Source organism: Micromonospora sp. B11E3 (assembly GCF_039871625.1).
Taxonomy (GTDB): Bacteria; Actinomycetota; Actinomycetes; order Mycobacteriales; family Micromonosporaceae; genus Micromonospora.
Map to the genome: position 1 here is coordinate 57,372 of NZ_JBDPMC010000013.1, position 23,469 is coordinate 80,840.

The following is a 23,469-nucleotide window of genomic DNA, read 5'->3' on the forward strand; positions in this document are numbered from 1 at the left end:
AACGGTGCATCAGGCGACGGGCGGCTGACGGGCCGGCGAACAGTGCGGCACAACACGGCGCGCCGCCGGGGCGGCGGCGTTCAGACCTCGTACGACGCGCCGGCGCGGACCACCTCGAGCGGACCGGCGTACGCCGCCCCGGCCGCCTCCACGGTCATCGCCTCGCTGCCCCACGCGGCCACGAGATGGGTCAGCAGCAGCCGCCCGACGCCCGCCTTGGTGGCCGCCTCGCCGGCCTCCCGGCCGGTCAGGTGCAGGTCCGGCGGGTTCTCCACCCCGTCGAGGTAGCTGGCCTCGCAGAGGAAGACGTCGGCGCTCTGGGCCAGCCGCAGCAGCGCCTCGCACGGCGCGGTGTCCGAGGAGTAGCAGAGCACCCGGCCGTCGTGCTCCAGCCGCACCCCGTACGTCTCGACCGGGTGGTTCATCCGGTCCACCGTGACCGTGAACGGTCCGATCGGGAAGGTGCCCGGCTGCAGCCCGTAGAACTGGTACACGTCGTCGACCGTGCCGTCCTCCTGCCCGTACGCGGAGGCCAGCCGGTCGGGCGCGCCGGAGGGCGCGTACACCGGCAGGGCCGGGTACGGGCCGTCCGGGGCGTACCGGCGGACCACGACGTACGACACGGCGTCGAGGATGTGGTCACAGTGCAGGTGGGTCAGCAGGATGGCGTCCGGGGCGTGCAGCCCGGCGTACCGCTGGAGAGTGGACAGGGCTCCCGGGCCGAAATCGATCAGGAGGCGGAAGCCCTCGGCCTCGACGAGATAGGCCGAACACGGGGAGTCGGGGCCGGGGAAGCTACCGGCGCAGCCCAGGACGGTCAGTCGCATCACGTCGTCCCGCTGTAACATATGGTAGTCGTCACGTCGGCCGCCACCCCGGGGATGATCTCCACCGACGCGTACGCCACGCTGCGCAGCCTACGCTGGCTCGCACCGGAGCAAGAATCATCTCGTGGAAGTTGTCACCAAGGTGACACCCACGCCGGGCGTACGGGAGGCGGAAAGCACGCGACGGGCCGCGGCCGTCACCCGGCCACGACCCGTCCCGTCGCTGTCGTCAGGCCCAGAGCTGACCTTCGAGGGCCTCCTCCGCCTCGGCGAGCGTGCCGCCGTACGCGCCGGTGGAGAGGTACTTCCATCCGCCGTCGGCGACCACGAACGCCACGTCGGCCCCCCGGCCGGCCCGGACCGCCTCGTGCGCGACCGCCAGGGCGGCGTGCAGGATGGCGCCGGTGGAGAAACCGGCGAAGATCCCCTCGACCTCCACCAACTGCCGGGTACGCAGCACGGCGTCGCGCGTGCCGACGGAGAACCGCCTCGACAGGACCGTGGCGTCGTAGAGCTCCGGGACGTACCCCTCGTCGATGTTGCGCAGCCCGTAGACCAGCTCGCCGTAGCGGGGCTCGGCGGCCACGACCTGGATACCCTCGACCTTCTCGCGCAGGTAGCGTCCGGTGCCCATCAGGGTGCCGGTGGTGCCCAGCCCGGCCACGAAGTGCGTGATGGTGGGCAGGTCACGCAGCAGCTCCGGCCCGGTCGTCTCGTAGTGCGCCCGGGCGTTGGCCTCGTTGCCGTACTGGTAGAGCATCACCCAGTCGGGGTGCTCGGCCGAGATCTGCTTCGCCGTGGCGACGGCCTGGTTCGACCCGCCGGCGGCCGGCGAGAAGATGATCTCCGCGCCGTACATCCGGAGCAGCTGGACCCGCTCGGCGGAGACGTTCTCCGGCATCACGCAGACCAGCCGGTAGCCGCGCAGCTTGGCCACCATCGCCAGGGAGATACCGGTGTTGCCGCTGGTCGGCTCCAGGATGGTGTCGCCCGGGCGCAGCCGGCCCTCCTCCTCGGCCCGGCGGACCATGAACATGGCCGCGCGGTCCTTGATGCTGCCCGTCGGGTTCCGGTCCTCCAGCTTCGCCCACAGCCGCACCGGCGGCGCCCCCTCGGGCACCGTCGGGGAGAGCCGGGGCAGCCCGACCAGGGGCGTGCCCCCGCAGGCGTCCAGCAGGCTGTCGTACCGAGACATGGCGACAGCCCTAGCGGGCGCCGCCGGCCACGGCCGGCAGGATGGTGACGCTGTCGCCGTCGTTGAGCTTGGCGTCCAGCGCGCCGAGGAAGCGGACGTCCTCGTCGTTGACGTAGACGTTGACGAACCGGTGCAGCGCGCCGGCGTCGGTGACCAGCCGGGCGCGCAGGCCCTCGTGCCGGGAGTCCAGGTCGGTCAGCAGGTCGCCCAGCGTGTCGCCGGCGCCCTCGACGACCTTCGCGCCGCCGGTGTAGCCGCGCAGGATGGTGGGGATGCGAACCTCGATGGCCATGGTGTCGTACTCCTTGTTCGGGTGTGTGGTGGCACGGTGACGGAAGGGAGAAGGATGTTTCGGCGCTGCGGGTGTCAGCGGTCGGAACACTCGTAGTCGACCGTCGCCGGGCTCTGCCCGAACATGTAGGACTGGACGGCGTGCGGGTCCACGCTGGCGTCCACGATCCGGACCGGCTCCTCGGTCACCACGCCGTCGACGATCCGGTAGGAGCGGATCTCCTCCGTGTCGGGCTCGCGGGTGGAGACGAGCAAGTAGTGGGCGTTCGGCTCGCCGGCGAAGGAGATGTCCGTGCGGGACGGGTACGCCTCGGTCGCGGTGTGGGAGTGGTAGATGACGACCGGCTCCTCGTCGCGGTCGTCCATCTCCCGCCACACCCGCAGGTGCTCCATCGAGTCGAACTCGTAGAAGGTCATGGAGCGGGCGGCGTTCTCCATCGGGATGTGCCGGGTGGGGGTGTCACTGCCGGCGGCGCCGGCGACCACGCCGCACGCCTCATCCGGGTGGTCCCGACGCGCGTGGGCGACGATCGCGTCGACGATCGACCGGTCGATGGTCAGCACGCCGTCCAGCCTAACGCCTGTTGGCCTTCACCCGAAGTGGCAGCGGTCACGCTCAGTCGATCATGGCGTTGAGCAGGGATTCCTGGAGGTACCCGAGATAGGCGTATACCGATAGTTGGAACACCCGGCTCGACGACGGGTCCGCGGCCACCGCCACGTCCAGTTCCGCGCCCAGGTCCGTGCCGTCCTTGATCTCCAGCCGGACGCCCATCGCCAGCCGCGCGTCGTTGAGCGCCCGCAGCCACGCCTCGGCCGCCTCGGCGTCGAGCGCCACCTCGCCGCTGGCCTCGGGCAGCGCGGCGAGGACCGCGCCGGCCTGGTCGATCTTGCCGGTCTTCAGGTCGCCCTCGGTGTAGCGGCGGAACTCCGCCGCACCGGGCGCGTCGTCCGGGTACGCCTCGGGGAACAGCCGGCCGACCACCGGGTCGGAGTGGTCGAAGCCGTCCGTGAGCAGGCCCACAACCTCGGAGGCCACCTTGCGCAGCACGCGGACCTCGTCCGGGGCGAGGGCGACGACGTACCGGTCGCCGCGGCGGCGGAACTCGCTCACGAGCGCTCCACCGTGGCCCACAGCCCGTACGCGTGCAGCTGCGCAGCGTCGTGCTCCATCCGTTCCCGGGCGCCGCTGGAGACCACCGCCCGCCCCTTGTGGTGCACGTCCAGCATCAGCTTCTCGGCCTTCTCCCGGCTGTACCCGAAGAGCTTCTGGAAGACCCAGGTCACGTACGACATCAGGTTGACCGGGTCGTCCCACACGATCGTCACCCACGGCCGGTCGAAAGCCGGCACCTCTTCGGTGTCCGGCGTCTCGACCGGTGCAACCTGCGGAGCCGCCATGCCCCCCATCGTGCCACCGGTTCCGCCGTGGCGATGAACCGGAGCGCCGGACCGGCCCGGATCGGCGCCGACGGGCCGCGCGAACGGCTCGCGCCCGAGCCCGACCGGGCGGCCGTCAGGCCAGCAGGATGCCGTGGTCGACAGCATCGGAGAGCACCACGCCGAGCGAGAGGCGGACCGCCTCGAACCGCCGGGAGACCTCCCGCGCGAGCTCCAGTTCGACCTCGCGCAGCGCCCGCTGCGCCCAGGAGCGCGCGCCACCCGGGTCGTCGTTGCCGGGCGTGCGCCAGTGCTGCCAGCATCCGCCGGAGAGCGCCACCGCCACGGGCGGCAGCACCTCGGTGCGCGCCGCGCCGGGGTAGCCGGAGACGGAGTCGACGGCGCCGGGGCCGGCCAGCTCGGCCACCCCGGCGGTGCTGGTGACGAGCAGCACCCGGTCGAGATCCTGGCCGGCCGGGTGGTCGGCGAGCCCGAAGTGCACGGCGTCGGCGATCCGCCGGCGCACCCCCTCCGCGACCGGGGCGCCGAAGACCCGGGCCGCGGCGTCGTCCAGGATCGCCCGCACCGCCCGGTCGCACTTGGCGGTGGCGAGCAGCGAGAGCGCCTCCATCTCCCGGTCCAGCAGCTGCGGCAGGCCCGCGCTGCCGACCCCGAAGACGATCTCCTGGACCACCCGCAGGTGGGTGCTGGCCAGCTCCAGGGCGAGGTCCTGGCGGATCCGCTGGGCGCAGGAGCGCGCCTGGCGGTCGAGCTGTTCGGACCACTCGGTCGGGTCCAGGCCCGGCAGCACCGACACCCGGCCGTGCGCCCCGGCCGGCACGGGCGGCTGGGCGCTGGCCCGGCGCAGCCCCTCCCCGACGGACCAGCCCACCAGCGCCCGACGCAGCGCGTCGGTCTCCTCCGGCCGCGCCGGACACCACCGCGCGCCGGCCAGCTCCGGCACGGCGGAGAGCAGGGCGGCGCGGTGCGCGGCGACGACCACCTCGACCGGGTCGACGGGCTCGGCCGCGGGCCGGCCGGCCCGCGGGTCCACCGGGGTGCCCGGGCGCGCGGCCGACGCCGGCGTCCCGCCCCCACCGTCGGGGCCCGCCGGCCCGGTGCGCCTCGCCCGGCCCCCGCGGCCACGGATCACCCGCCCCTCCGGCGCCGCCGCCTCGCCCCGGGCGACGGGCGCCCCGTCGGACGGCGGCGCCCACCCGGACGCGCCCGGCGTGACCACGAAGAAGACCTCGACCCGGCTGCGGGCGACCTCGGCCAGCAGGTGCAGCTCTGCGGCGGTGAACGCCTGGTCGGCGGCGATCACGAAGAGCAGCGCGCCGCCCCGGCCGACGGCGTCGCGCAGGATCTGCCCACCGGCGGGACCGAGCGTCTCGCTGTCCGGCGTGTCGACAAGGGTGAAGTGCCGCAGCAGCGGCTCGGCGAGGCTCAGCTCGACCCGGCGCGGCGGCCGGGCCAGGGCGGGGCCCGCCGCGGACCCGTCCGGCGCGTAGCTGTACGGCTCGCGGTAGCCCGGCACGTAGGCTGCGCGGGTGGCCACCCGGGCGTGATCGACCATCAGCCAGCTCCCCGTCGGGACGGCGAGCACGTCCGGGGCGAGGTCCAGCAGGGCGGCGAGCACGTCGCGGCGGGCGGCGCCGGCCGGACCGGCGGCGACCACGGCCAGGGGCTCGTCCGGCCCGGGCTCGGTCACCCCCAGCCGGGCCGGCAGCGGTGCGCACCGCGCGGGGCCGAACGGGCCACCGCCGGCATGATCGGGCACGTCGATCCCGGGGAGAGGGCCCGGCTTCATCAGGTGGCCTCCCGGTGAGGGCGGCCACGGGAACCCGGCCGCGTGTCTCTTCCGGCCGAGACAGCCGGATGCCGGAAGAGTACGGGCGAACGGCGTCGGCAACAGGCCACTCCGATACTCACGGGTAACCATCGGGTTACTCAATTTCCCGCGGTGACGGTACGTACGCGGACGTATCCGGATCGATATGCTGCTCCGATGAGTCGCTGGGAGTTCGTCGGCCGCCGGGATGAGCTCGACCGTCTGTTGACGGCGGCCACCGGGGCCGAGGGGCGCGGCCTCTTCTACCGCGGCTCCGCCGGGGTGGGCAAGAGCCGGCTGCTGCGCGAGTGCCTGGCCGCCCTGCCCACCGACCGGTACGCCGTGTGGTCGATCTCGGCCAGCGCCACCACGGCGGCCCTGCCCTTCGGCGGCCTCATCCAGGTCCTCCCCGCCGAGCAGCCGCAGGGGCTGTCGCCCGCGGGGGTGCTGCGCTGGGCCGTGGACCAGCTGCAACAGCAGGCGGCCGGGCGGCGGATCGTGCTGGCGGTCGACGACTCGCACCTGCTCGACCCGCCGTCGGCGGCGCTGGTGCACCTGATCGCCCGGGCCGACAACGCCACGGTGATCGGGACGCTCCGCGACGGCGAGCAGCTGCCGCTGCCGATCCGGGCCCTGTGGACCGACGGCCTGGTCGACCACGTGGAGCTGACCCCGCTGGGGCTCTCCGACACCACCGGGCTGCTCGCGGCCATCCTCAAGGGGCCGGTCGACGGCCGGTCCGCCGAGCGGCTGTGGCGGCTCTCCGGCGGCAACCCGCTGCTGCTGCGCGAGCTGGTGATGGCCGCCCCGGACGGCGAGCTGAGCCGCGCGTACGGGATGTGGCGCTGGACCGGCGGCCTGGAGCTGGCCCCCAGCCTGTCCGACCTGATCGACACCCGGATCGGGCAGCTCACCCCGGGCGTGCGGGCCGTGCTGGAGCTGGTCGCCTTCGGCGAGCCGCTGGGCCTGCACCTGCTCTACCAGGCGGTGGAGCCGACCGACGTGGAGACCGCCGAGGAGCGCGGCCTGATCGCGGTGGAGCACAACGACCGCCGGGTCGACGTGCGGCTGGGCCACCCGCTCTACGGCGAGGTGATGCGCCGCCGCTGCCCGGTCAGCCGGACCCGGCGGTTGCAGGCCCGGCTCGCCGAGCTGCTGGAGGCGGTGGGCAAACGCCGCCGGGGCGACCTGCTGCGGGTGGCGGTGTGGCGGCTCGACTCCGGCACCGCGCAGAATCCGGCGCTGCTGCTCGACGCGGCCGCGCAGGCGTTCGCCCGGTACGACGTACCGCTGGGGACCCGGCTGGCCCGCGCGGCGCTGGACGCCGACGGCGGCTTCGACGCCGCGGAGCTGCTGGCCACCATCCTGATGTTCGCCGACCGGCCCGAGGAGGCCCTGGCGATGCTCGACGCCGTCGCCGCGGACGCGTCCGGCCCGGGGCGGCGCGCCCGGTGGCTCACGGTCCGGGGCATGGTCAGCTACTGGGGACTCAACCAGGAGTCCACGGTGGAGGAGATCGCGGCCCGGGGCGCGGAGCTGACCGACGCGAGCGAACGGGCCCGCGTCAACGCCTTCGAGGCGATCATGCGGCTGCACCGGCTGGACACGACCGGCGCGGTACGGCTGGCCCGGGCGGTGCTGGACCGGCCGGCCGCCGGGGTGGCCGCCCGCGAGCTGGCCCGGTGCACCCTCGCCCACCTCCAGGCCGCGCAGGGGCAGCTGACCCGCAGCGCCGCCGCGATCCGGCAGGTGCAGGCCGAGGCGGCCCGCTGGCGCGGCGACATGCCCTACCTCCAGCTGGCGCTGGAGCTGGCCCGGGGCACCCGGCTCACGCTCGGCGGCGACCTGGCCGGCATCGACGCGATCGTCGCCGACGAGTTCGCCGACCTCGCGGGCGAGGGCGACTTCCGGCTCGGCACCGGCTACCTGGCCATCCTCCAGGCGTACGCGGCTCGGCTGCGCGGCCAGAGCGGCACCGCGCTCAAGACCAGCCTCGGCGCGTGCGCGGTGCTGGCCACCAGCCGGGTGTACGCGGGCCTGGCCCACGCCGAACGGGCCCAGGCGGCGGCGCTGCGCGGCGACGCCGCGCACGCCGCGGAGGCGATGGCCGAGGCGGACCGGACCCACGCGCCGGGGATGGCGGTGCTCTACCCCTGGCTGGAGCAGGCCCGCGGCGCCGCGCTCGCCGCCGCCGGCGACCTGCCGGGCGCCGCCAAGCACCTCGCCGCCCTTGCCGACCGGCTCCGTGCGGACGGCCTCGCCGGCCACGAGGTGCTCGTCCTGCACGACCTGGTCCGGCTCGACCAGGCCGCCGCCCCCGTCGGCCCGACCTGCACCGACGGCGGCCGGCGGACGGTGGCCCAGCGGCTGACCGAACTCTCCGAGCGGGTCGACGGCCCGCTGCCGCCGCTACTGGCCCGGTACGCGCGCGCCACCGTCGCCGACGCGGCCGACGACCTGCTCACCGTGGCCGACGACTTCGCCGCGCTGGACCTGCGGGTCTTCGCCGCGGAGGCGACCGCGGCGGCGCTGCACCGGCTGCGAAGCGACCGGTCCAACTCGGCCTCGGTCGCCCACGAGCGCCTCGGCGAGCTGCTCAGCCGGTGCGACCAGGTCGTCACCCCCGCGCTGCGGCTGGGCCAGCCCACCCTGACCGAGCGGGAGTGGGAGATCGCCCGCCTCGCCGCCGAGGGGGTGACCAGCCGGGCCATCGCCGAGCGGCTCTTCCTGTCCAGCCGGACGGTGGAGAACCACCTGCAGCGCGTCTACAGCAAGCTCGGGGTGGCCGGGCGGTCCGCGCTGCGGTCCGCGCTGCGGTCGTTGCCGGGGCAGGACGGCGAGCTCGCGGGCTGATCTCTAGGCTGGTCGGGTGAGCACCCTTCGCCCCGCGCTGCTGACCGACCACTACGAGCTGACGATGGTCGGCGCCGCCCTGCGGGACGGCACGGCCGACCGTCCCTGCGTCTTCGAGGTGTTCACCCGGCGGCTGCCCACCGGGCGCCGGTACGGCGTGGTCGCCGGCACGGCCCGGCTGGTCGAGATGATCCGCGACTTCCGGTTCTCCCCCGCCGAGATCGACTTCCTGCGCCGCACCGGCGTCGTCGACGACCGGGCCGCCGAGTGGTTGACCGGGTACCGCTTCACCGGCGACGTCGACGGGTACGCCGAGGGCGAGCTGTTCTTCCCCGGCTCCCCCATCCTCACCGTCTCCGGCGGGTTCGCCGAGTGCGTGGTGCTGGAGACGCTGGTGCTGTCCGTGCTCAACCACGACTGCGCCGTCGCCGCGGCCGCCGCCCGGATGGTCACCGCGGCCCGCGGCCGGACGCTGATCGAGATGGGTTCCCGGCGCGCCCACGAGGAGGCGGCGGTGGCCGCCGCCCGCGCCGCGTACCTGGCCGGGTTCCGGTTCACCTCCAACCTGGCTGCCGGCGAACGGTACGCCATCCCGACCGCCGGCACCGCCGCGCACGCGTTCACGCTGCTGCACGACGACGAGCGGGCGGCGTTCGCCTCGCAGGTCGCCACGCTGGGCAAGGACACGACGCTCCTGGTCGACACGTACGACATCAGCCAGGGCATCCGCAACGCGATCGAGGTGGCCGGGCCCGAGCTGCGGGCCGTCCGGATCGACTCGGGCGACCTCGCGGTCATCGCCCAGCAGTCCCGCGAGCTGCTCGACTCCCTCGGCGCCACCGAGACGAAGATCGTCGTCTCGGGCGACCTCGACGAGTACGCCATCGCCGCGCTCGCCGCCGAGCCGGTCGACATGTACGGCGCGGGCACCGCGGTCGTCACCGGCTCCGGCGCGCCCACCGCCGGCCTGATCTACAAGCTGGTGGAGGTGGCGGGCCGGCCGGTCGTGAAGCGCTCCGAGCACAAGGCCACCATCGGCGGGCGCAAGGTCGCCGTCCGCCGGCACAAGCCGACCGGCACCGCCACGGAGGAGGTCGTCGTCCCGCAGGGCGTACCGGACCGGCAGCCCCACGACCGGCTGCTCCAGCGGTCGTACGTCGTCGCGGGCGAGCCGGTAACACTGCCCACGCTGGACGAGTCGCGGGAGCACCTGCGGCAGTGCCTGATCTCCATCCCCTGGGAGGGCCTGAAGCTCTCGGCCGGTGACCCGGCGATCCCGGTCACGGTCGTCCCCGCCGCCTGACTCCACTCCCCGAAGGAGCACCCCCGTGGGCAACGCGCTGATCATCGTCGACGTGCAGAACGACTTCTGCGAGGGCGGGTCCCTCGCCGTGGCCGGCGGGGCCGGCGTGGCGGCCGGGATCTCCCGGCTGCTCGCCGCCGAGCCCGACCGCTGGGACCACGTCGTGGCCACCAAGGACTACCACGTCGACCCGGGGTCACACTTCGGCGACCCGCCGGACTACGTCGAGTGCTGGCCCGCGCACTGCGTGGTCGGCACACCCGGCTCGGAGTTCCACCCCGAGCTGGACACCAGCCGCGTCGAGGCGGTCTTCCACAAGGGCGAGTACGCCGCGGCGTACTCGGGCTTCGAGGGGCACGCCGCCGACGGCGAGTGCCTGGCCGACTGGCTGCGCCGGCATGGCGTCGACACGGTCGAGGTCGTCGGCATCGCCACCGACCACTGCGTGCGGGCCACCGCCCTGGACGCGGCCCGGTCGGGGTTCGCCACCACCGTGCTGCTCGACCTCACCGCCGCCGTGGCCCCGGAGACCACCGACGTGGCGCTGCGCGCCATGGAGGGCGCCGGAGTGGCGATGCGCGGGCAGCCTGTGATCAGGGCCGCCTGACGCGGTAAACGGCTGGCGGTGCGCGGCGAGGCGATGGGCCTGCACGGCTCGGCCGTGACAGTCGGGGTCGCGCTGGGCGCCCCGCTGGCCGGCGCGGTGATCGACGCCAGCGCGCCACCGTGGGGGTTCGTGGTCATCGGCGTGATCGGCGTGCTGGTCACCGCCGCAGTGCTCCCCGCCGAGCTGCGCCACCGCCGCGCCCCGGCTCCGGAGCCCGCCCCGACACCGGAGCCGGCCCCGCTGGCCGGCTGACGGCCCCCGGGGACGCTCGCCCACTCCGGCGCTGCTGCCCTGGCGCCACGGGCCCGGCGGCCGCACCTTCCGGTCGAGACGCTCGCCCACTCCGGCACTGCTGCCCCGGCACCGCGGCCCGGCGCGGCCGCAACTTCCGGGAAGTTGCGGTCTCGACCGGCCGGGAAGGGGACAACTTCAGGGATGTTGTGGCCTCGACCCGGGCCCGGGCCCGGGTCGGGGTCGGGGTCGGGCCGGGGTCGAGGTCGACCGGGGTCGGGGTCGGGCACGGGGCAAGGGCACGGGGGGAAGGCACGCGGGAAACGGGTGGAACACGGCGACGGGCGCCGCACCCCCAGTGGGGTGCGGCGCCCGTCGTAGCGGTCGGTCAGCGCCGGTCGGCGTTGCTCGCGGTGTCCTCCTGGTAGCTGGCGCCACCGTCGGCCTCGCTGGTCAGCGGCTTGGCGCCGCCCTCCGGCGGCCCGGCCAGGCTCTGGCCGCCGGCGGCCAACTCCGGGAACTTCGCGTCGAACGCGGGGCGCTCGGAGCGGATGCGCGGCATCCGGTCGAAGTTACGCAGCGGAGGCGGCGAGGTGGTCGCCCACTCCAGCGAGTTGCCGTGGCCCCACGGGTCGTCGACCTCGACCACCGGGCCGGTCTTGTACGACTTCCAGCAGTTGTAGATGAACGGCAGGGTCGAGATACCGGTGATGAACGCGCCGATGGTGGAGATCGTGTTCAACGTGGTGAAGCCGTCGCTCGGCAGGTAGTCGGCGTAGCGGCGGGGGAAGCCCTCCGCGCCCAGCCAGTGCTGCACCAGGAACGTGGTGTGGAAGCCGATCATGGTCAGCCAGAAGTGCACCTTGCCGAGCCGCTCGTCGAGCATCCGGCCGAACATCTTCGGGAACCAGAAGTAGATGCCGCCGAAGACGGCGAACACGATGGTGCCGAAGAGCACGTAGTGGAAGTGCGCCACCACGAAGTACGAGTCCGAGATGTGGAAGTCCAGCGGCGGGCTGGCCAGCAGCACGCCGGTCAGGCCACCGAAGAGGAACGTCACCAGGAAGCCGACGGCGAACAGCATCGGCGTCTCGAAGCTGATCTGGCCCCGCCACATGGTGCCGATCCAGTTGAAGAACTTCATGCCGGTCGGCACGGCGATCAGGTAGCTGAGGAAGCTGAAGAACGGCAGCAGCACCTGGCCGGTGACGAACATGTGGTGCGCCCAGACGCTCATCGACAGGGCGGCGATGCCGACGGTCGCGGCCACGAGGCCCTTGTAACCGAAGATCGGCTTCCGGGAGAAGACCGGAATGATCTCGGAGATGATGCCGAAGAACGGCAGCGCGATGATGTAGACCTCGGGGTGGCCGAAGAACCAGAACAGGTGCTGCCACAGCATCGGGCCGCCGGTGGCCGCGTCGTACACGTGGGCGCCGATCAGCCGGTCCGCGGCGAGCGCGAACAGCGCGGCGGCCAGCAGCGGGAAGACCAGGATCGCCAGCAGGCTGGTGACCAGCAGGTTCCAGGTGAAGATCGGCATCCGGAACATGGTCATGCCGGGGGCGCGCAGGGTCAGGATCGTGGTGATCATGTTCACCGCGCCGAGGATCGTGCCGAGGCCGGAGATGGCCAGGCCGACGATCCACATGTTGGCGCCCACGCCGGGCGAGTGCTGCGCGTTGCTCAGCGGGACGTACGCGAACCACCCGAAGTCGGCGGCGCCGCCCGGGGCGATGAAGCCGGCGGTGGCCATGGTGCCGCCGAACAGGTACAGCCAGTACGCGAAGGCGTTGAGCCGGGGGAACGACACGTCCGGGGCGCCGATCTGCAGCGGCACCACGTAGTTGCCGAAGGCGAACACGATCGGCGTCGCGAAGAACAGCAGCATGATCGTGCCGTGCATCGTGAACAGCTGGTTGAACTGCTCGGGCGACAGGAACTGCATGCCCGGTCGGGCCAGCTCGGCCCGCATGATCAGGGCCATCAGGCCACCGATCATGAAGAACACGAACGCGGTGACCATGTACATGATCCCGATCTGCTTCGCGTCCGTGGTCCGCAGCAGCCGCGCGAGGGCCGACCCCTTGACCGGCTCTCGGACCGGCCAGGGCCGGGTCACGACCGGCTTGGGTGCGACGGTGGTCACGAGTGGCCTCCGGTTCTGGTTTGTCCCGCTCGGCACGCCCTGGTCATCTGCGAGCCGTCATCCGCAAGGAGGATAGTCCCCCGCAGGTGGGGGCACCGCGTGGGGTGGCCGGGCAGGATGGAGGGTCGCCCTACAGCGGGTCGACGAGCAACCGGTAGTGCTCGCCGAAGATGCGCCCGCCGCGCCCGCGCAGCAGCGGGTCGCGCAGCGCCGGCGGCACGTCGCGGGTCCGGTTGCGGTCCCGGGTCCGGTCCCGCACCCACCGGGTACGCGGACGCCGCCGACTCTCGTACGCGACCAGGGCCGCCTCGACCGAACCGGCCGCCTTCAGCGCCTCGGCCAGCACCACCGCGTCCTCCAGCGCCATGGCCGCGCCCTGCGACAGGGTCGGGGCGGTGGCGTGCGCGGCGTCGCCGACGAGCAGCACCCGCCCCCGGGACCAGCGCCCCAGCTCGACCTCGTCGGTCACGCTGACGTGCACCTGGTCCAGCGCCTCCAGCACCCGCGGCACGGGCCCGCCGTACGAGCCGAACAGCTCGCGGAGCCGGGCCAGCGGCTCCGCCGGGGCGGCGGCGCCCGCCTCGTCGGCGTAGCAGTAGAGCCGCCCGGCGCCCAGCGGCACCACGAGGAACCCCGACCGCTGGCCGAGCAGCGCGGTCCACTCGGTGACCGGCGGGCCGCCCCGCACGACGCCGCGGTACACCACCTGCCCGGCGGGGCGGGGCGGCCCGCCCAGCGCGGCCAGCGAGCGCACGGTCGAACGGGGGCCGTCCGCCCCGATCACCAGGTCGTACTCGGCGGCCGTCCCGTCGGCGAAGGTGACGCCCACGGCCGCGGGCAGCAGCTCGACGGCGCTCACCTCGGCGCCGTGCCGGACGGCGCCGCCGGCCCCGGTGAACAGGACGCGGTGCAGCTCGGCGCGGGGCAGGGCCCGGCACTCGCCGACGCCCGCCCACAGGGCGTCGAGGTCGACCTCGCACAGCGGGACGCCGGCGGCGTCGAAGAAGCGCTGCCGGTGGATGATCCGCCCGAGCGGGCGCACCGGGCCGTGCAGTTCGAGCCGGCGCAGCGCCCGCGCCGCGTTGCCGGGCAGGTAGAGGCCGGTGTCGACGAGTTCCGACGTGGGCAGCTTCTCGGTGACGTCGGGCCGGAAGCCCACCATCCGCAGTGCCCGGGCCACGGCCAGGCCGGCGATGCCCGCGCCGACGACGAGGATGCGCAGGGGGGAGCCACGCATGAGGTGTACGCCTCCGGAGGGGTGGGGCACGCATTGGAGGCAAGAGACTACTCCGCGCGATAGCCGCACGGTAGGGCTCTTCGTCCCATTCTGATCAGCGGTCGGCTGGCCGCGACTCACAGATACGCCGTCGACGCCGCTTCAGATGGAAGATCAGCTCGGGTACGTCCATGACTGATGATCGGTTGTCGAGCCCGGGAATCACCGACCCAGGGCGTCGATGTCGCGCATCTCCTCCGCCGTCAGCGAGAAGCCGAACACGTCGAAGTTGGCGCGGATGCGTTCGGGCGTCACCGACTTGGGGATCACCACGATCTCGTGGTCGATGTGCCAGCGCAGCACCACCTGCGCCGGGGACGCGTCGTGCGCGGCGGCGACCCGGGCCAGCACCGGATCCGACAGGTCGCTGGTCTTGAACGGGCTGTAGCCCTCCAGCACGACACCCCGGTCCCGGTGCGCGGCGTGCGTCCGCCGGTCGTACAGGGTGGGGCTCCAGCGGATCTGGTTCACCGCCGGGGTCTCCTCGGTGGCCTGGATCAGCTCGTCGATCTGGCTGACGCTGTAGTTGCTGACCCCGACCGCGCGGGCCAGTCCCTCGTCCCGGGCCGCCAGCAGCTCCCGCCAGGTGGGGATGCTGTCCCCGGGCGTGGCCGGCGGCCAGTGGATCAGCCACAGGTCGACGTGGTCGGTGTCGAGGGCGCGCAGGCTCTCCTCGATGGTCTCCCGCTCCCGGCCCACCCGTTCCGGCGGAAGCTTCGTGGTGATGAAGAGGTCCTCCCGGCGCACCCCGCTCTCCCGGACCGCCCGGCCCACCTCCCGCTCGTTGCCGTACATCGTGGCGGTGTCGATGTGCCGGTAGCCGGCGTCGAGGGCGGCGAGCACGGCGTCGTAGCCGGCCTGGCCCGTGGCCTGCCAGGTGCCGAAGCCGAGCAGCGGCATCCGGACGTCGCCGGCGAGTGGGACGGTGAGCTGGTCAACGCTCGTCATGCCGGCGGTTCTACCCCCGATCGCATCCGACATGCCCCCGGGCCCGCACAACGACGGAAGCGTTCGGAACGGTACGAACCGGACGGTCGGCGATGCCGGGGGGCACCGCGTACCGGAGAATGCGGGGATGGCCGACCGGCTGGAGGAGTACCGGCGCCGGAGGGACGCGAAGCGTACCCCCGAGCCGGTGCCGGAGCGGACGCCCGCGCCGAAGCGGGCGGGCCGGCGCAGGCCCCGGTTCGTCATCCAGCAGCACCACGCCCGCCGGCTGCACTGGGACCTGCGGCTGGAGCACGAGGGCGTGCTGGCGTCCTGGGCGGTGCCGCGCGGCCTGCCCCGGGAGCCGGGCCGCAACCACCTCGCCGTGCACACCGAGGACCACCCGATGGAGTACCTCACCTTCCACGGCGAGATCCCGGCCGGCGAGTACGGGGGCGGCCGGCTGCGGCTGCTCGACGACGCCGACGCCGACGTCACCGGGGCGTACCCGTGGCTGCGCGAGCTGGCCGAGGAGCTGGCGCCGACGGAGGCGGTCCTGGACGGCGTGCTGGTCGACATCGACCGGCGGGGCCGGGTCCGGCCGGCCCGGCCGGGCACCGGCGCTCGCGCCGGCACGACCGGCCAGTACCTGGTCTTCGACCTGCTCTGGCTGGAGGGCGTGCCCAGCGTCGAGGTGCCGTACGCGCAGCGCCGCGAACTGCTCGACGGTCTGGCGCTGGCCGGGGCGCACTGGCAGACTCCGCCGTGGTTCCCCGCCGCCGGGGCGGACGCGCTGCGGGCCGGCCGCGAGCAGGGGCTGCCCGGGGTGGTGGCGAAGCGGCTCGACTCGGCGTACGAGCCGGGCCGCCGCAGCCGGAACTGGCTGAGCATCGACGCAAGCTGAGGATGCGAGGAGCAGGCACGTGTACCTGACGCACCTGGAGTGCCCGCGCTGCGGCCGGGCGTACCCGGCGACGGAGCCGCAGAACCTGTGCCAGTGCGGCTCGCCCCTGCTGGCCCGCTACGACCTGGCGGCGGTCGCCGACACCGTCATGCCGGAACGGTTCATGCTGCGCCCGGCCGACCTGTGGCGCTACCGCGAACTGCTGCCGGTGGCCGACCCCCGGTATGTCACCACGCTGGGCGAGGGCTGGACGCCGCTGCTGCGCGCCCCGGCGTACGGCGCCCGGATCGGCATCCCCGACCTGATCGTCAAGGACGAGGGGCTGACCCCGACCGGCTCGTTCAAGGCGCGGGGGGCGGCGGTCGGGGTGAGCCGGGCCCGGGAGCTGGGCGCGACCCGGATCGCCATGCCGACCAACGGCAACGCGGGCGCGGCCTGGGCGACGTACGCGGCCCGGGCCGGGATCGGGGCGACCATCGCCATGCCGCTGGACGCGCCGGCGATCTGCCGCCGCGAGGTGCTGGCCGCCGGCGCCGACCTGCGCCTGGTCAACGGGCTGATCAGCGACGCCGGCCGGCACATCGCCGCGCTGGTGGCGGACTCCGGCGGCGCGATCTTCGACGCCGGCACGCTGCGCGAGCCCTACCGGCTGGAGGGCAAGAAGACGATGGGGTACGAGATCGTCGAGCAGCTCGGCTGGCAGGTGCCCGACGTGATCATCTACCCGACCGGCGGCGGGGTGGGGCTGATCGCCATCCACAAGGCGATGCGGGAGCTGCGCGAACTGGGCTGGATCGGCGACCGGCTGCCCCGGCTGGTGGCGGTGCAGTCGACCGGCTGCGCGCCGATCGTCCGGGCGTTCGCCAACGGGGACGAGCGGGCCGAACCGTGGGCGGACGCGCGGACGGTGGCGTTCGGCATCACCGTGCCGGCGCCGCTGGGCGACGAGCTGGTCCTGTCCGCGCTGCGGGCCAGCGCCGGCACGGCGGTCGCGGTGGACGACGCGGAGATCCTGGCCGACCTGCGGGACTTCGGCGCCGACGAGGGGCTGCTGCTGTGCCCCGAGGGGGCGGCCTGCCTGACCGCCGCCCGGCACCTGCGCGCCGGCGGGTGGATCCGGGCCGACGAGCGGGTGGTGGTGCTCAACACGGGCGCGGGCCTGAAGTATCCGGAGACGGTGGACGTCTCGGCCGTACCGGTGGTGGCCTGACCGGGGGCGCCCGGCGGCCTGGGCGGCCCGTCACGCGGTCGGCGGCTCGTCCGCGCCGGCCGCCTCCGCCGCGTCGGCCTCCTCCTTCGTCCGGTGCACCGCCTGGTCGGCGTGCTCCGGCGGGCCGTACACGGTGTAGAGGACCAGCGGGTTCGGGCCGGTGTTGACGAAGTTGTGCTTCGTGCCGGCCGGCACCGCCACCAGGTCCCCCTGGGCGACCGCCTTCTTCTCGCCGGCGACCCGGGCCTCGCCGGTGCCGCTGACGAACGTCAGGATCTGGTCGATCCCCTCGTGGATTTCCTCGCCGATCTCGCCGCCCGGCGGGATGGTCATGATCACAAGCTGGGAGTGTCGCCCGGTCCACAGCACCCGCCGGAAGTCCGGGCTCTTCTCGGCCACGGTCGCGATCGTGTAATGCTCCATGGCGCGCACATACCCCGTGGCGGCGCGCGTCACGCCGGTAACCCCAGATGGTGGAATTCGCCACTCTCCGAAGGTTTGGACCCCGCCGCACCGGGCATCGACACCATCGACCGGCCCGCGCGGCCGGTCGAGCCAAGTCCCCGCTGGCGTACCGCCGGGTGGCTGCGACGGTGGGAGACGGCCGGAGCGCGGCGACGTGACGACCTCAGGGTCGGGGCGGCGCCGTGCGCCCGTTTCCGTCGGCCGCCGATGCGCCGCTCAGTCGTCGAGCACCGGGTGCCCGCCGGCGCAGCGCACCTTCAGCTCCGACCGGCCGTCCGGCCCGACGAACCGGACCTTCGCCTCGTGGCCCGGCCCCCGCTCCACCTCGGCGGCCCGGTAGCCCTGCGCGGGGGTCCAGTAGACCAGCCGTACGCCGGCCGGCCCGCACTCGGCGACCGCGCTGCCGCCCCGCACCGTGAACTGCCGGCTCGCGCGAGGGGTCGCCGTGCCGCCCGTCGGGGCGGGGCCGGCGGACGGGGACGCGTCCGTGCCCGACGTGGCGGGCGACGGCATCGGTGAGGCGAGGGCGTCGGCGACGTCCCGGGCGCTGCGCACCCCGCCCGGCGTGCCGGTGATGCTGTCCCCGATCAGCCGGACCGCGGCCAACCCGACGACGGTGGCCACCGCGACGGTGACCAGCCAGCCGACGACGGCAAGGAACGGGTGACGGCCCATGCCCCCAATATCCCCGGTCCCGCGTTACGGCCGGCACCGGGCAACGCTAAGGGACGGTTAACGGGCTCGGGTCCACGACGGCCGGGGGCTAGCCTGCCTGCTGTGCCCCGCCTGCTGCTCATCGAGGACGACCTGACGATCCGGACGCCGCTGGTACGGGCGCTGCGCGAGCGGGGTCACGCGGTCGCCGCCTCGTCGACCGCGCTGGACGGCCTGCGCGACGCCCTCGACGAGCGGCCGGACCTGGTCGTGCTCGATCTCGGGCTGCCCGACCTGGACGGCCGTGAACTGCTGCGGATGCTGCGCGCGGTCAGCGCGGTGCCGGTCATCGTGGCCACCGCGCGGGACGACGAGGCGGAGATCGTCCGGGTGCTCGACGCCGGCGCCGACGACTACGTGGTCAAGCCGTTCACCGCCGCCCAGCTCGACGCGCGGGTCCGGGCCGTGCTGCGCCGGGCCGCCGGCACCGCCGAGGGCGACCCGACCCTGGTCGTCGGCGGGCTGCGGGTCGACCCCCGCTCCCGGCAGGTCACCCTGGACGGGGTCGCGGTGGAGTTGACGCCCCGGGAGTTCGACCTGCTGCACCACCTCGCCGCGCGGGCGGGCCAGGTGGTGACCAAGCGGGAACTGCTCACCGAGGTCTGGCACATCCCGTACGGCGGGGCCGACAAGACCGTCGACGTGCACCTGTCCTGGCTGCGCCGCAAGCTCGGGGAGAGCGCGCAGCACCCCCGCTACCTGCACACCGTGCGCGGCGTCGGGGTGGCCCGGGCGTGGCTGGTGCTCGCCGCGCTCGGGGTGCTGCTGGTGCTGGTCGGGCTCGCGGTGGCCGACCGGCTGGCCCGGACCCTGGTCCGGCCGATCACCGAACTGTCCCGGGTGTCCCACCGGCTGGCCAACGCCGAGCTGGACGCCCGCGTCGCGCCGGCCGGCCCGCCGGAGCTGCGCGAGGTCGCCGGAGCACTCAACCACCTGGCCGGGCGCATCCAGGAGCTGCTGCACGACGAACGGGAGCAGGTGGCGGACCTGTCCCACCGACTGCGTACGCCGCTGACCGCGCTGCGGCTGGAGGCGGAGTCGCTGCGCGACCCGGACGACGCGGCCCGGATGACCTCCGCCGTGGACGGGCTGGAGCGGGCGGTGACCGGGCTCATCCGCGAGGCCCGCTGGCGCCGGACGGTGGCGTCCGCCCCGGCCCGCTGCGACGCCGCCGGGGTGGTCGGCGAGCGGGTGGCGTTCTGGTCGGTGCTGGCCGAGGAGACCGGCCGGGAAGTGACCCTCGACTTGGCCCCCGGCCCGCTGCCGGTGCGGGCGCCGGCCGACGAGCTGGCGGCGGCGGTGGACGCGCTGCTCGGCAACGTCTTCTCACACACCCCGGACGGCACCCCGTTCACCGTCACCCTGGAGGCCGGGACCGGGCAGGTCACGCTGACCGTCGCCGATCAGGGCCCCGGGCTGCCACCCGACGCCCTGCGGCGGGGGGCCAGCACCGCCGGCTCCACCGGGCTGGGCCTGGACATCGCCCGCCGGGCGGCGCAGGCCAGCGGCGGCCGACTGGAACTGCGGACGGGCCCGCGCGGCGGCGCGCAGGTGCTGCTGCGACTGGGCCACGCCGAGGACTGACTGGCGGCTGGCGGCTGGCGGCTGGCGGCTGGCGGCTGGCGGCTGGCGGCTGGCGGCTGGCGGCTGGCGGCTGGAGAGTATCCGTCTCGGGCGCTGTGGAGCTGCCCCGCCCACGCTCCCACGTACCGACAGGGCCCGGAGGCCACCGGTCGTGAAGGAACGAGCCGCGTCATCGCCGGCCTCGGCGCCACCGCGGTCGCGTCCCGTGGAGGTGGTGTAGAGCCGTCAGTCTCTGCTCGTCCGTGCGGTGTCGGGGTCGGGTCGTCGCATCGAGGCGCCGAGCCGGGAAGCGGGCCGGAGCGCGTTCGCCGGAGGCTGCCCCGCCTGTGCGGGCAGCTCCACAGGGCACGAAACGGGGGTCACCCGGGGCGGCCAGCCCCGGCCCTGCCCGTCCCGTCCGGGCAGCAACGAGGGGACTTGGCCGCCGGAACCGCCCAGGCCGGCCGACCGGGCGGTGCCGCGGCGGGGCCGGGCGATCGCGTACGGAGTCCCGCGTGCCTTAACCGGGCCTTGACGGACGGACAGCGCGGCGCTATCAGTATCCGGCCGATCCTCGGAGACACAACGCAGAGCAGCACGGAGGAAAGGCGGAAACCATGAGGCGCAACTCTCTGCTCCTGGCGGCGATCGGCGGGGCGGCCGCGCTGGCGATCACCGGCGCGGCTCTCGGCGTGGGCGTGGCGGACCGCACCGACCGGCCGGCCGGCGGTACCGCCCTGACGGCGGCGGCCGCGACGACCGACGACAGGCCGGGCGGCGACCACAGGCCGGGCGGAGACGACAGGCCGGGCGGAGACCGGTCGACCGGTACGACGACCGGTGCCCCGGTGGCCGGTCAGGTGAGCCGGGACCGGGCCGGCCAGCTCGCGCTCGCCGCGACGGGCGGCGGCCGGATCGTCAAGATCGAGGCCGAGTCGGAGCACGGCCGGTCGGTGTGGCGGGTGGACATCGTGGCCGGCAGCAAGACGTACGAGGTCGACGTCGACCGGTCCACCGGCGCGATCGGGCGGGTCAGGCGGGAGGCGGCCGACGACCGACGCGGCGACGGCTCCGACGACCGACCCGGCGCGGACGACAGCCGCGGGAGCGCAACCCGCGACGACCACCCGAGCGCCGACGACCTCGCCGGGGACGACCACGGCCGGGACAGCTGATCCCACGGTCCCGCCGTCGGGGCTTACCGGCGGCGGAACCGAGATCGCGCGGCCGCGCCTCCAGACCGAGCACCGATCCGCGATCTTGCAGTTGCGGCCCGCGACATGCCCGGACTGCCTGCTTTGCCGGGGCGGCAAGTGCAAGATCGCGGGGGCGTCAGGCGGCCGGGGCGTCAGTCGGCACGGTGGAGCCAGGCGAGCAGGTCCGGCGGGGCGAGGGCGGCGGCGCGCCGCCGGTAGCGGGCCAGCGCGGCCGGGTCGAGCAGCTCCCGGCCCTGGCCGGAGCCGCCACGCCGGAAGAAGGCGGAGCGGTCCTTGAGCACGCCCGCCGGGTCAGGGGCGAGCTGGTCCGCCCGTCGGCGCATCCGCTCGAAGGTGGCGGCCTCGACCAGCTCCGGCCAGCGCGCCTCGGGCACCTCGATGCCGAGCCTGCGGGCCAGGGCACGCATCTGCCCGGGCAGGTCGGCGACCAGGTCGTCGTAGTGCACCAGGGTGACGTTGAGCCGGTCGCGGCGGGACCAGGCGTCCGCCAGGTGCCACAGCACCCCGGGCAGCGAGTCCAGTTCCTCGCGCGGGTCGACCTCCCGGTCCACCCAGCGCGGCAACCACTCGGCCAGGGGCGTACGCGGGGCCGGCGGCCCCTCCGGCCTCGGCCGGCCGGTCAGCTCGGCCATCCGTACGCGGTCCAGGTTGCCGGCCTGGTGCCACAGGGAGACCGCCATGTCGAGCGGGTGCCGGGCCACCACCACGTAGTGCGCCCGGGGGTCGAGTGGGACGCCGTCGAGCGGGGTGTGCGTCTTGACGAACCGGCGGTGCCGCTGCGCCGCGAGCCGGGCGTACACCTCGTCGCGGGGCTCCACCAGCCAGTCCAGCCACGGCGAGAGGTGCGGCAGCGGGGCCGGCAGGTCGGGCGTGCCGAACACCAGCAGGGCGCAGACCATCTGCATCCAGGTGGTGCCGCTCTTGGAGCGGGTGCTGATGACGATGTCGCCGTCGCGGAACGGGAAGCCGAGCCAGCGCGCGCTGTCCTCGTCCGGGGAACGGTAGCGGTACGGGGCCTCGGGCATCCGGGGATGGTAACCAGGGTCCTGCCGGGACGGCCCGGCATTTTCGGCAAGCACTGTGGTCGGCGTGATCCGGTCGGTACGCTGAGGTATGGTGCCCGCCCACGGGGGCCGGGTGGCGGAACCGGTCTACCGCCCCGTCCTCGCCAGTCGGCGGGGCGAGCTCGAGGCACTGTGTCATGTCGACGGTGCAACGGCACCCCTGCTCGCTCCGGTTCTCGACGTGTCCATCGTGGATGCCTCCATTCCGGACGGTCTCGCCCGGCTCCCCGCCGGCCTGGTGCCGGCGGTCGACGTGACCGCGCTGCCCGACGGGCCGGAGGGCGAACCGGTCCGTTGGGGCGTACCGCTGGTGCCGGTGGCGGGCCTCGCGGACAGCGACCGCCGACTCGTGGCGCACGGCGTGGCGGCCCGGGCGTACGGCGGGCGGATGGTGGTGCGGCTGCGGCCCGGGCGCGACCGCTCGGGCCCGGACGCGGCCACGGCCGCGGTGGAGCGGATCTGGCGGCTCAGCCGACTGGTGCCGGAGCAGTGCGAGCTGCTGGTCGACCTCGGGGACGTCTGCTGCGCGGCCGACGTGCGGCAGGCCGAGGCGCGCGTACGGCGGCTGGCGGACTGGGCCCGGCGGCACGCCTGGCGGACGGTGACCGTGGCGGCCGGCGGGCTGCCGCCGACGATGTCCCGGCTGCCCACCGACGAGCCGGTACGCCTGGAGCGCTGGGACTGGCTGCTCTGGCGGCGGCTGGCCGACCTGGGCGTCGGGTTCGGCGACTACGGGGTCGGTTGCGCGGTGCCCGGCGCGGACGCGGGAGGGGATCGGCTGCCCACCGTCCGGTACACCACGGACGGGGCGTGGTGGGTCTACCGCTGGTCGCGACGGGGCGGCCGGGGCGACGACCGGATGACCGACCTGTGCCGGACGCTGGTGTCGGCGCCGCACTGGCCGACCGATGGAGCCGCCTTCTCGTGGGGCGACCACGAGATCGTGCGCCGGGCCCGCCGGGTGGTCGGGGCGGGGCACAGCACGAACTGGGTCGCCTGGAGCACGTCCCACCACCTCGCGCACGTACTGCGCGCGCTGGCGGGCCCGAGGCGGGAGGACCGCCCGGGGCCGTGGCGGGACGAGCGGGGCCGGCCCGCGCGGCCCCACCGGGGCGGCGAGTCCAGGCGGGCGGGCTGACCGCTACTGCTTCTCGGTGAAGCCGAACTGCACGATCCCCTCGTCGTCGACGGTGGCGTCGACGGAGCTGTCGCTGAGCAGCTCGGCGGCGTCCGAGTCGAGGAAGATCCGGGCGCCCTGGTTGTCCACCACCTGGTCGCCCTGCGCCGGCTCGGCCACCAACTCGATGGTCAGCGAGCCGGCGTCGGTGTCCGCCGCGATCCGCAGCCCGCCGCCCTCGGCGACGTCCTCCTGGTTGGCCAGGTCGCGGATGACGAGCACGGCGTTGTCGGTCATGGTCAGCATGGCGGGACTCCTCGTCGCTCGGATCGCGGTCGGCGCAGC

The 23,469-nt window shown here is 74.6% G+C and carries 22 protein-coding genes and 1 pseudogene; 9 read left to right on the forward strand and 14 right to left on the reverse strand.

Translation table 11 applies throughout. The annotated features are described in order from the left end of the window. Window positions 1-80: 80 nt before the first annotated feature. The 7 genes from ABGB16_RS09940 to ABGB16_RS09970 all read right to left on the reverse strand — a co-directional run bounded on the left by ABGB16_RS09940 (window position 81) and on the right by ABGB16_RS09970 (window position 5,503). Entirely contained in the window at window positions 81-827 is a 747-nt protein-coding gene (locus ABGB16_RS09940) for an MBL fold metallo-hydrolase (protein WP_347667689.1), read from the reverse strand. Between the two features lie 229 nt (window positions 828-1,056). Continuing rightward, the gene (locus ABGB16_RS09945) at window positions 1,057-2,022 is read right to left on the reverse strand and encodes a cysteine synthase (protein ID WP_347667690.1); all 966 of its coding nucleotides are present in this window, start codon (window positions 2,020-2,022) and stop codon (window positions 1,057-1,059) included. Window positions 2,023-2,032: 10 nt separating this feature from the next. Next, window positions 2,033-2,314 carry a MoaD family protein gene (locus ABGB16_RS09950; protein WP_347667691.1) on the reverse strand — a complete coding sequence of 94 codons (282 nt, stop codon included), beginning with the start codon at window positions 2,312-2,314 and terminating at the stop codon, window positions 2,033-2,035. Window positions 2,315-2,388: 74 nt separating this feature from the next. After that, window positions 2,389-2,877, reverse strand: a complete 489-nt coding sequence (locus ABGB16_RS09955) for a M67 family metallopeptidase (RefSeq protein ID WP_347667692.1) — start codon at window positions 2,875-2,877, stop codon at window positions 2,389-2,391. A gap of 52 nt (window positions 2,878-2,929) precedes the next feature. Then, on the reverse strand, window positions 2,930-3,427 hold the full coding sequence (locus tag ABGB16_RS09960) for a DUF2017 domain-containing protein (RefSeq protein WP_347667693.1): 498 nt from the start codon (window positions 3,425-3,427) through the stop codon (window positions 2,930-2,932). Then, entirely contained in the window at window positions 3,424-3,714 is a 291-nt protein-coding gene (clpS, locus tag ABGB16_RS09965) for an ATP-dependent Clp protease adapter ClpS (protein WP_347667694.1), read from the reverse strand. Before clpS ends, ABGB16_RS09960 begins: the two co-directional genes overlap by 4 nt. A gap of 115 nt (window positions 3,715-3,829) precedes the next feature. Beyond that, the gene (locus ABGB16_RS09970; protein WP_347667695.1) at window positions 3,830-5,503 is read right to left on the reverse strand and encodes a hypothetical protein; all 1,674 of its coding nucleotides are present in this window, start codon (window positions 5,501-5,503) and stop codon (window positions 3,830-3,832) included. Between the two features lie 198 nt (window positions 5,504-5,701). Between ABGB16_RS09970 and ABGB16_RS09975 the strand changes: the two genes are divergently transcribed. From ABGB16_RS09975 to ABGB16_RS09990, 4 genes and pseudogenes are all read left to right on the forward strand, one after another. Beyond that, window positions 5,702-8,377, forward strand: coding sequence for a LuxR C-terminal-related transcriptional regulator (locus tag ABGB16_RS09975; protein WP_347667696.1), 2,676 nt, complete (start codon window positions 5,702-5,704; stop codon window positions 8,375-8,377). Window positions 8,378-8,393: 16 nt separating this feature from the next. Continuing rightward, complete coding sequence (locus tag ABGB16_RS09980; RefSeq protein ID WP_347667697.1) at window positions 8,394-9,680, forward strand: nicotinate phosphoribosyltransferase; 1,287 nt, start codon at window positions 8,394-8,396, stop codon at window positions 9,678-9,680. 25 nt (window positions 9,681-9,705) lie between these two features. Next, entirely contained in the window at window positions 9,706-10,287 is a 582-nt protein-coding gene (locus ABGB16_RS09985; RefSeq protein ID WP_347667698.1) for an isochorismatase family protein, read from the forward strand. Between the two features lie 21 nt (window positions 10,288-10,308). Further along, window positions 10,309-10,539: pseudogene (locus ABGB16_RS09990) on the forward strand (MFS transporter); the annotation flags it as partial. 367 nt (window positions 10,540-10,906) lie between these two features. Here ABGB16_RS09990 and ctaD read toward each other — a convergent pair. The 3 genes from ctaD to ABGB16_RS10005 form a co-directional block, all read right to left on the reverse strand. Further along, window positions 10,907-12,667 (reverse strand): cytochrome c oxidase subunit I, encoded by a 1,761-nt coding sequence (gene ctaD, locus ABGB16_RS09995; RefSeq protein ID WP_347667699.1) that lies wholly within the window; start codon window positions 12,665-12,667, stop codon window positions 10,907-10,909. Window positions 12,668-12,797: 130 nt separating this feature from the next. Next, window positions 12,798-13,904, reverse strand: coding sequence for an FAD-dependent monooxygenase (locus tag ABGB16_RS10000; protein WP_347667700.1), 1,107 nt, complete (start codon window positions 13,902-13,904; stop codon window positions 12,798-12,800). Between the two features lie 201 nt (window positions 13,905-14,105). Further along, window positions 14,106-14,891 carry an aldo/keto reductase gene (locus ABGB16_RS10005; RefSeq protein ID WP_347667701.1) on the reverse strand — a complete coding sequence of 262 codons (786 nt, stop codon included), beginning with the start codon at window positions 14,889-14,891 and terminating at the stop codon, window positions 14,106-14,108. A gap of 127 nt (window positions 14,892-15,018) precedes the next feature. Here ABGB16_RS10005 and ABGB16_RS10010 point away from each other — a divergent pair, with 127 nt between their 5' ends. Further along, window positions 15,019-15,774 carry a DNA polymerase ligase N-terminal domain-containing protein gene (locus ABGB16_RS10010; protein WP_347667702.1) on the forward strand — a complete coding sequence of 252 codons (756 nt, stop codon included), beginning with the start codon at window positions 15,019-15,021 and terminating at the stop codon, window positions 15,772-15,774. A gap of 19 nt (window positions 15,775-15,793) precedes the next feature. Continuing rightward, window positions 15,794-16,984, forward strand: coding sequence for a threonine synthase (locus ABGB16_RS10015; RefSeq protein WP_347667703.1), 1,191 nt, complete (start codon window positions 15,794-15,796; stop codon window positions 16,982-16,984). A gap of 30 nt (window positions 16,985-17,014) precedes the next feature. Here ABGB16_RS10015 and ABGB16_RS10020 read toward each other — a convergent pair whose 3' ends face one another. Both ABGB16_RS10020 and ABGB16_RS10025 read right to left on the reverse strand, forming a co-directional pair. After that, window positions 17,015-17,407: a cupin domain-containing protein gene (locus ABGB16_RS10020; RefSeq protein WP_347667704.1), complete on the reverse strand. Its 393-nt coding sequence runs from the start codon at window positions 17,405-17,407 to the stop codon at window positions 17,015-17,017. 258 nt (window positions 17,408-17,665) lie between these two features. Further along, window positions 17,666-18,124, reverse strand: a complete 459-nt coding sequence (locus ABGB16_RS10025) for a septum formation initiator (protein ID WP_347667705.1) — start codon at window positions 18,122-18,124, stop codon at window positions 17,666-17,668. A gap of 102 nt (window positions 18,125-18,226) precedes the next feature. On the opposite strand from ABGB16_RS10025, the gene ABGB16_RS10030 reads away from it, so the two are divergent. Together ABGB16_RS10030 and ABGB16_RS10035 are read left to right on the forward strand one after the other, a co-directional pair. Then, window positions 18,227-19,747 carry a winged helix-turn-helix domain-containing protein gene (locus ABGB16_RS10030; protein WP_347667706.1) on the forward strand — a complete coding sequence of 507 codons (1,521 nt, stop codon included), beginning with the start codon at window positions 18,227-18,229 and terminating at the stop codon, window positions 19,745-19,747. A gap of 596 nt (window positions 19,748-20,343) precedes the next feature. Next, a complete protein-coding gene (locus ABGB16_RS10035) occupies window positions 20,344-20,901 on the forward strand; it encodes a PepSY domain-containing protein (protein WP_347667707.1) in 558 nt (185 codons plus the stop codon). 173 nt (window positions 20,902-21,074) lie between these two features. Here ABGB16_RS10035 and ABGB16_RS10040 read toward each other — a convergent pair whose 3' ends face one another. Next, entirely contained in the window at window positions 21,075-21,968 is an 894-nt protein-coding gene (locus ABGB16_RS10040; protein ID WP_347667708.1) for a sulfotransferase domain-containing protein, read from the reverse strand. A gap of 88 nt (window positions 21,969-22,056) precedes the next feature. On the opposite strand from ABGB16_RS10040, the gene ABGB16_RS10045 reads away from it, so the two are divergent. Next, window positions 22,057-23,145, forward strand: coding sequence for a beta family protein (locus ABGB16_RS10045; protein ID WP_347667709.1), 1,089 nt, complete (start codon window positions 22,057-22,059; stop codon window positions 23,143-23,145). A gap of 3 nt (window positions 23,146-23,148) precedes the next feature. On the opposite strand, the gene ABGB16_RS10050 is transcribed toward ABGB16_RS10045, so the two are convergent. Next, window positions 23,149-23,430, reverse strand: a complete 282-nt coding sequence (locus tag ABGB16_RS10050) for an iron-sulfur cluster biosynthesis family protein (protein WP_347667710.1) — start codon at window positions 23,428-23,430, stop codon at window positions 23,149-23,151. Window positions 23,431-23,469: the final 39 nt, after the last annotated feature.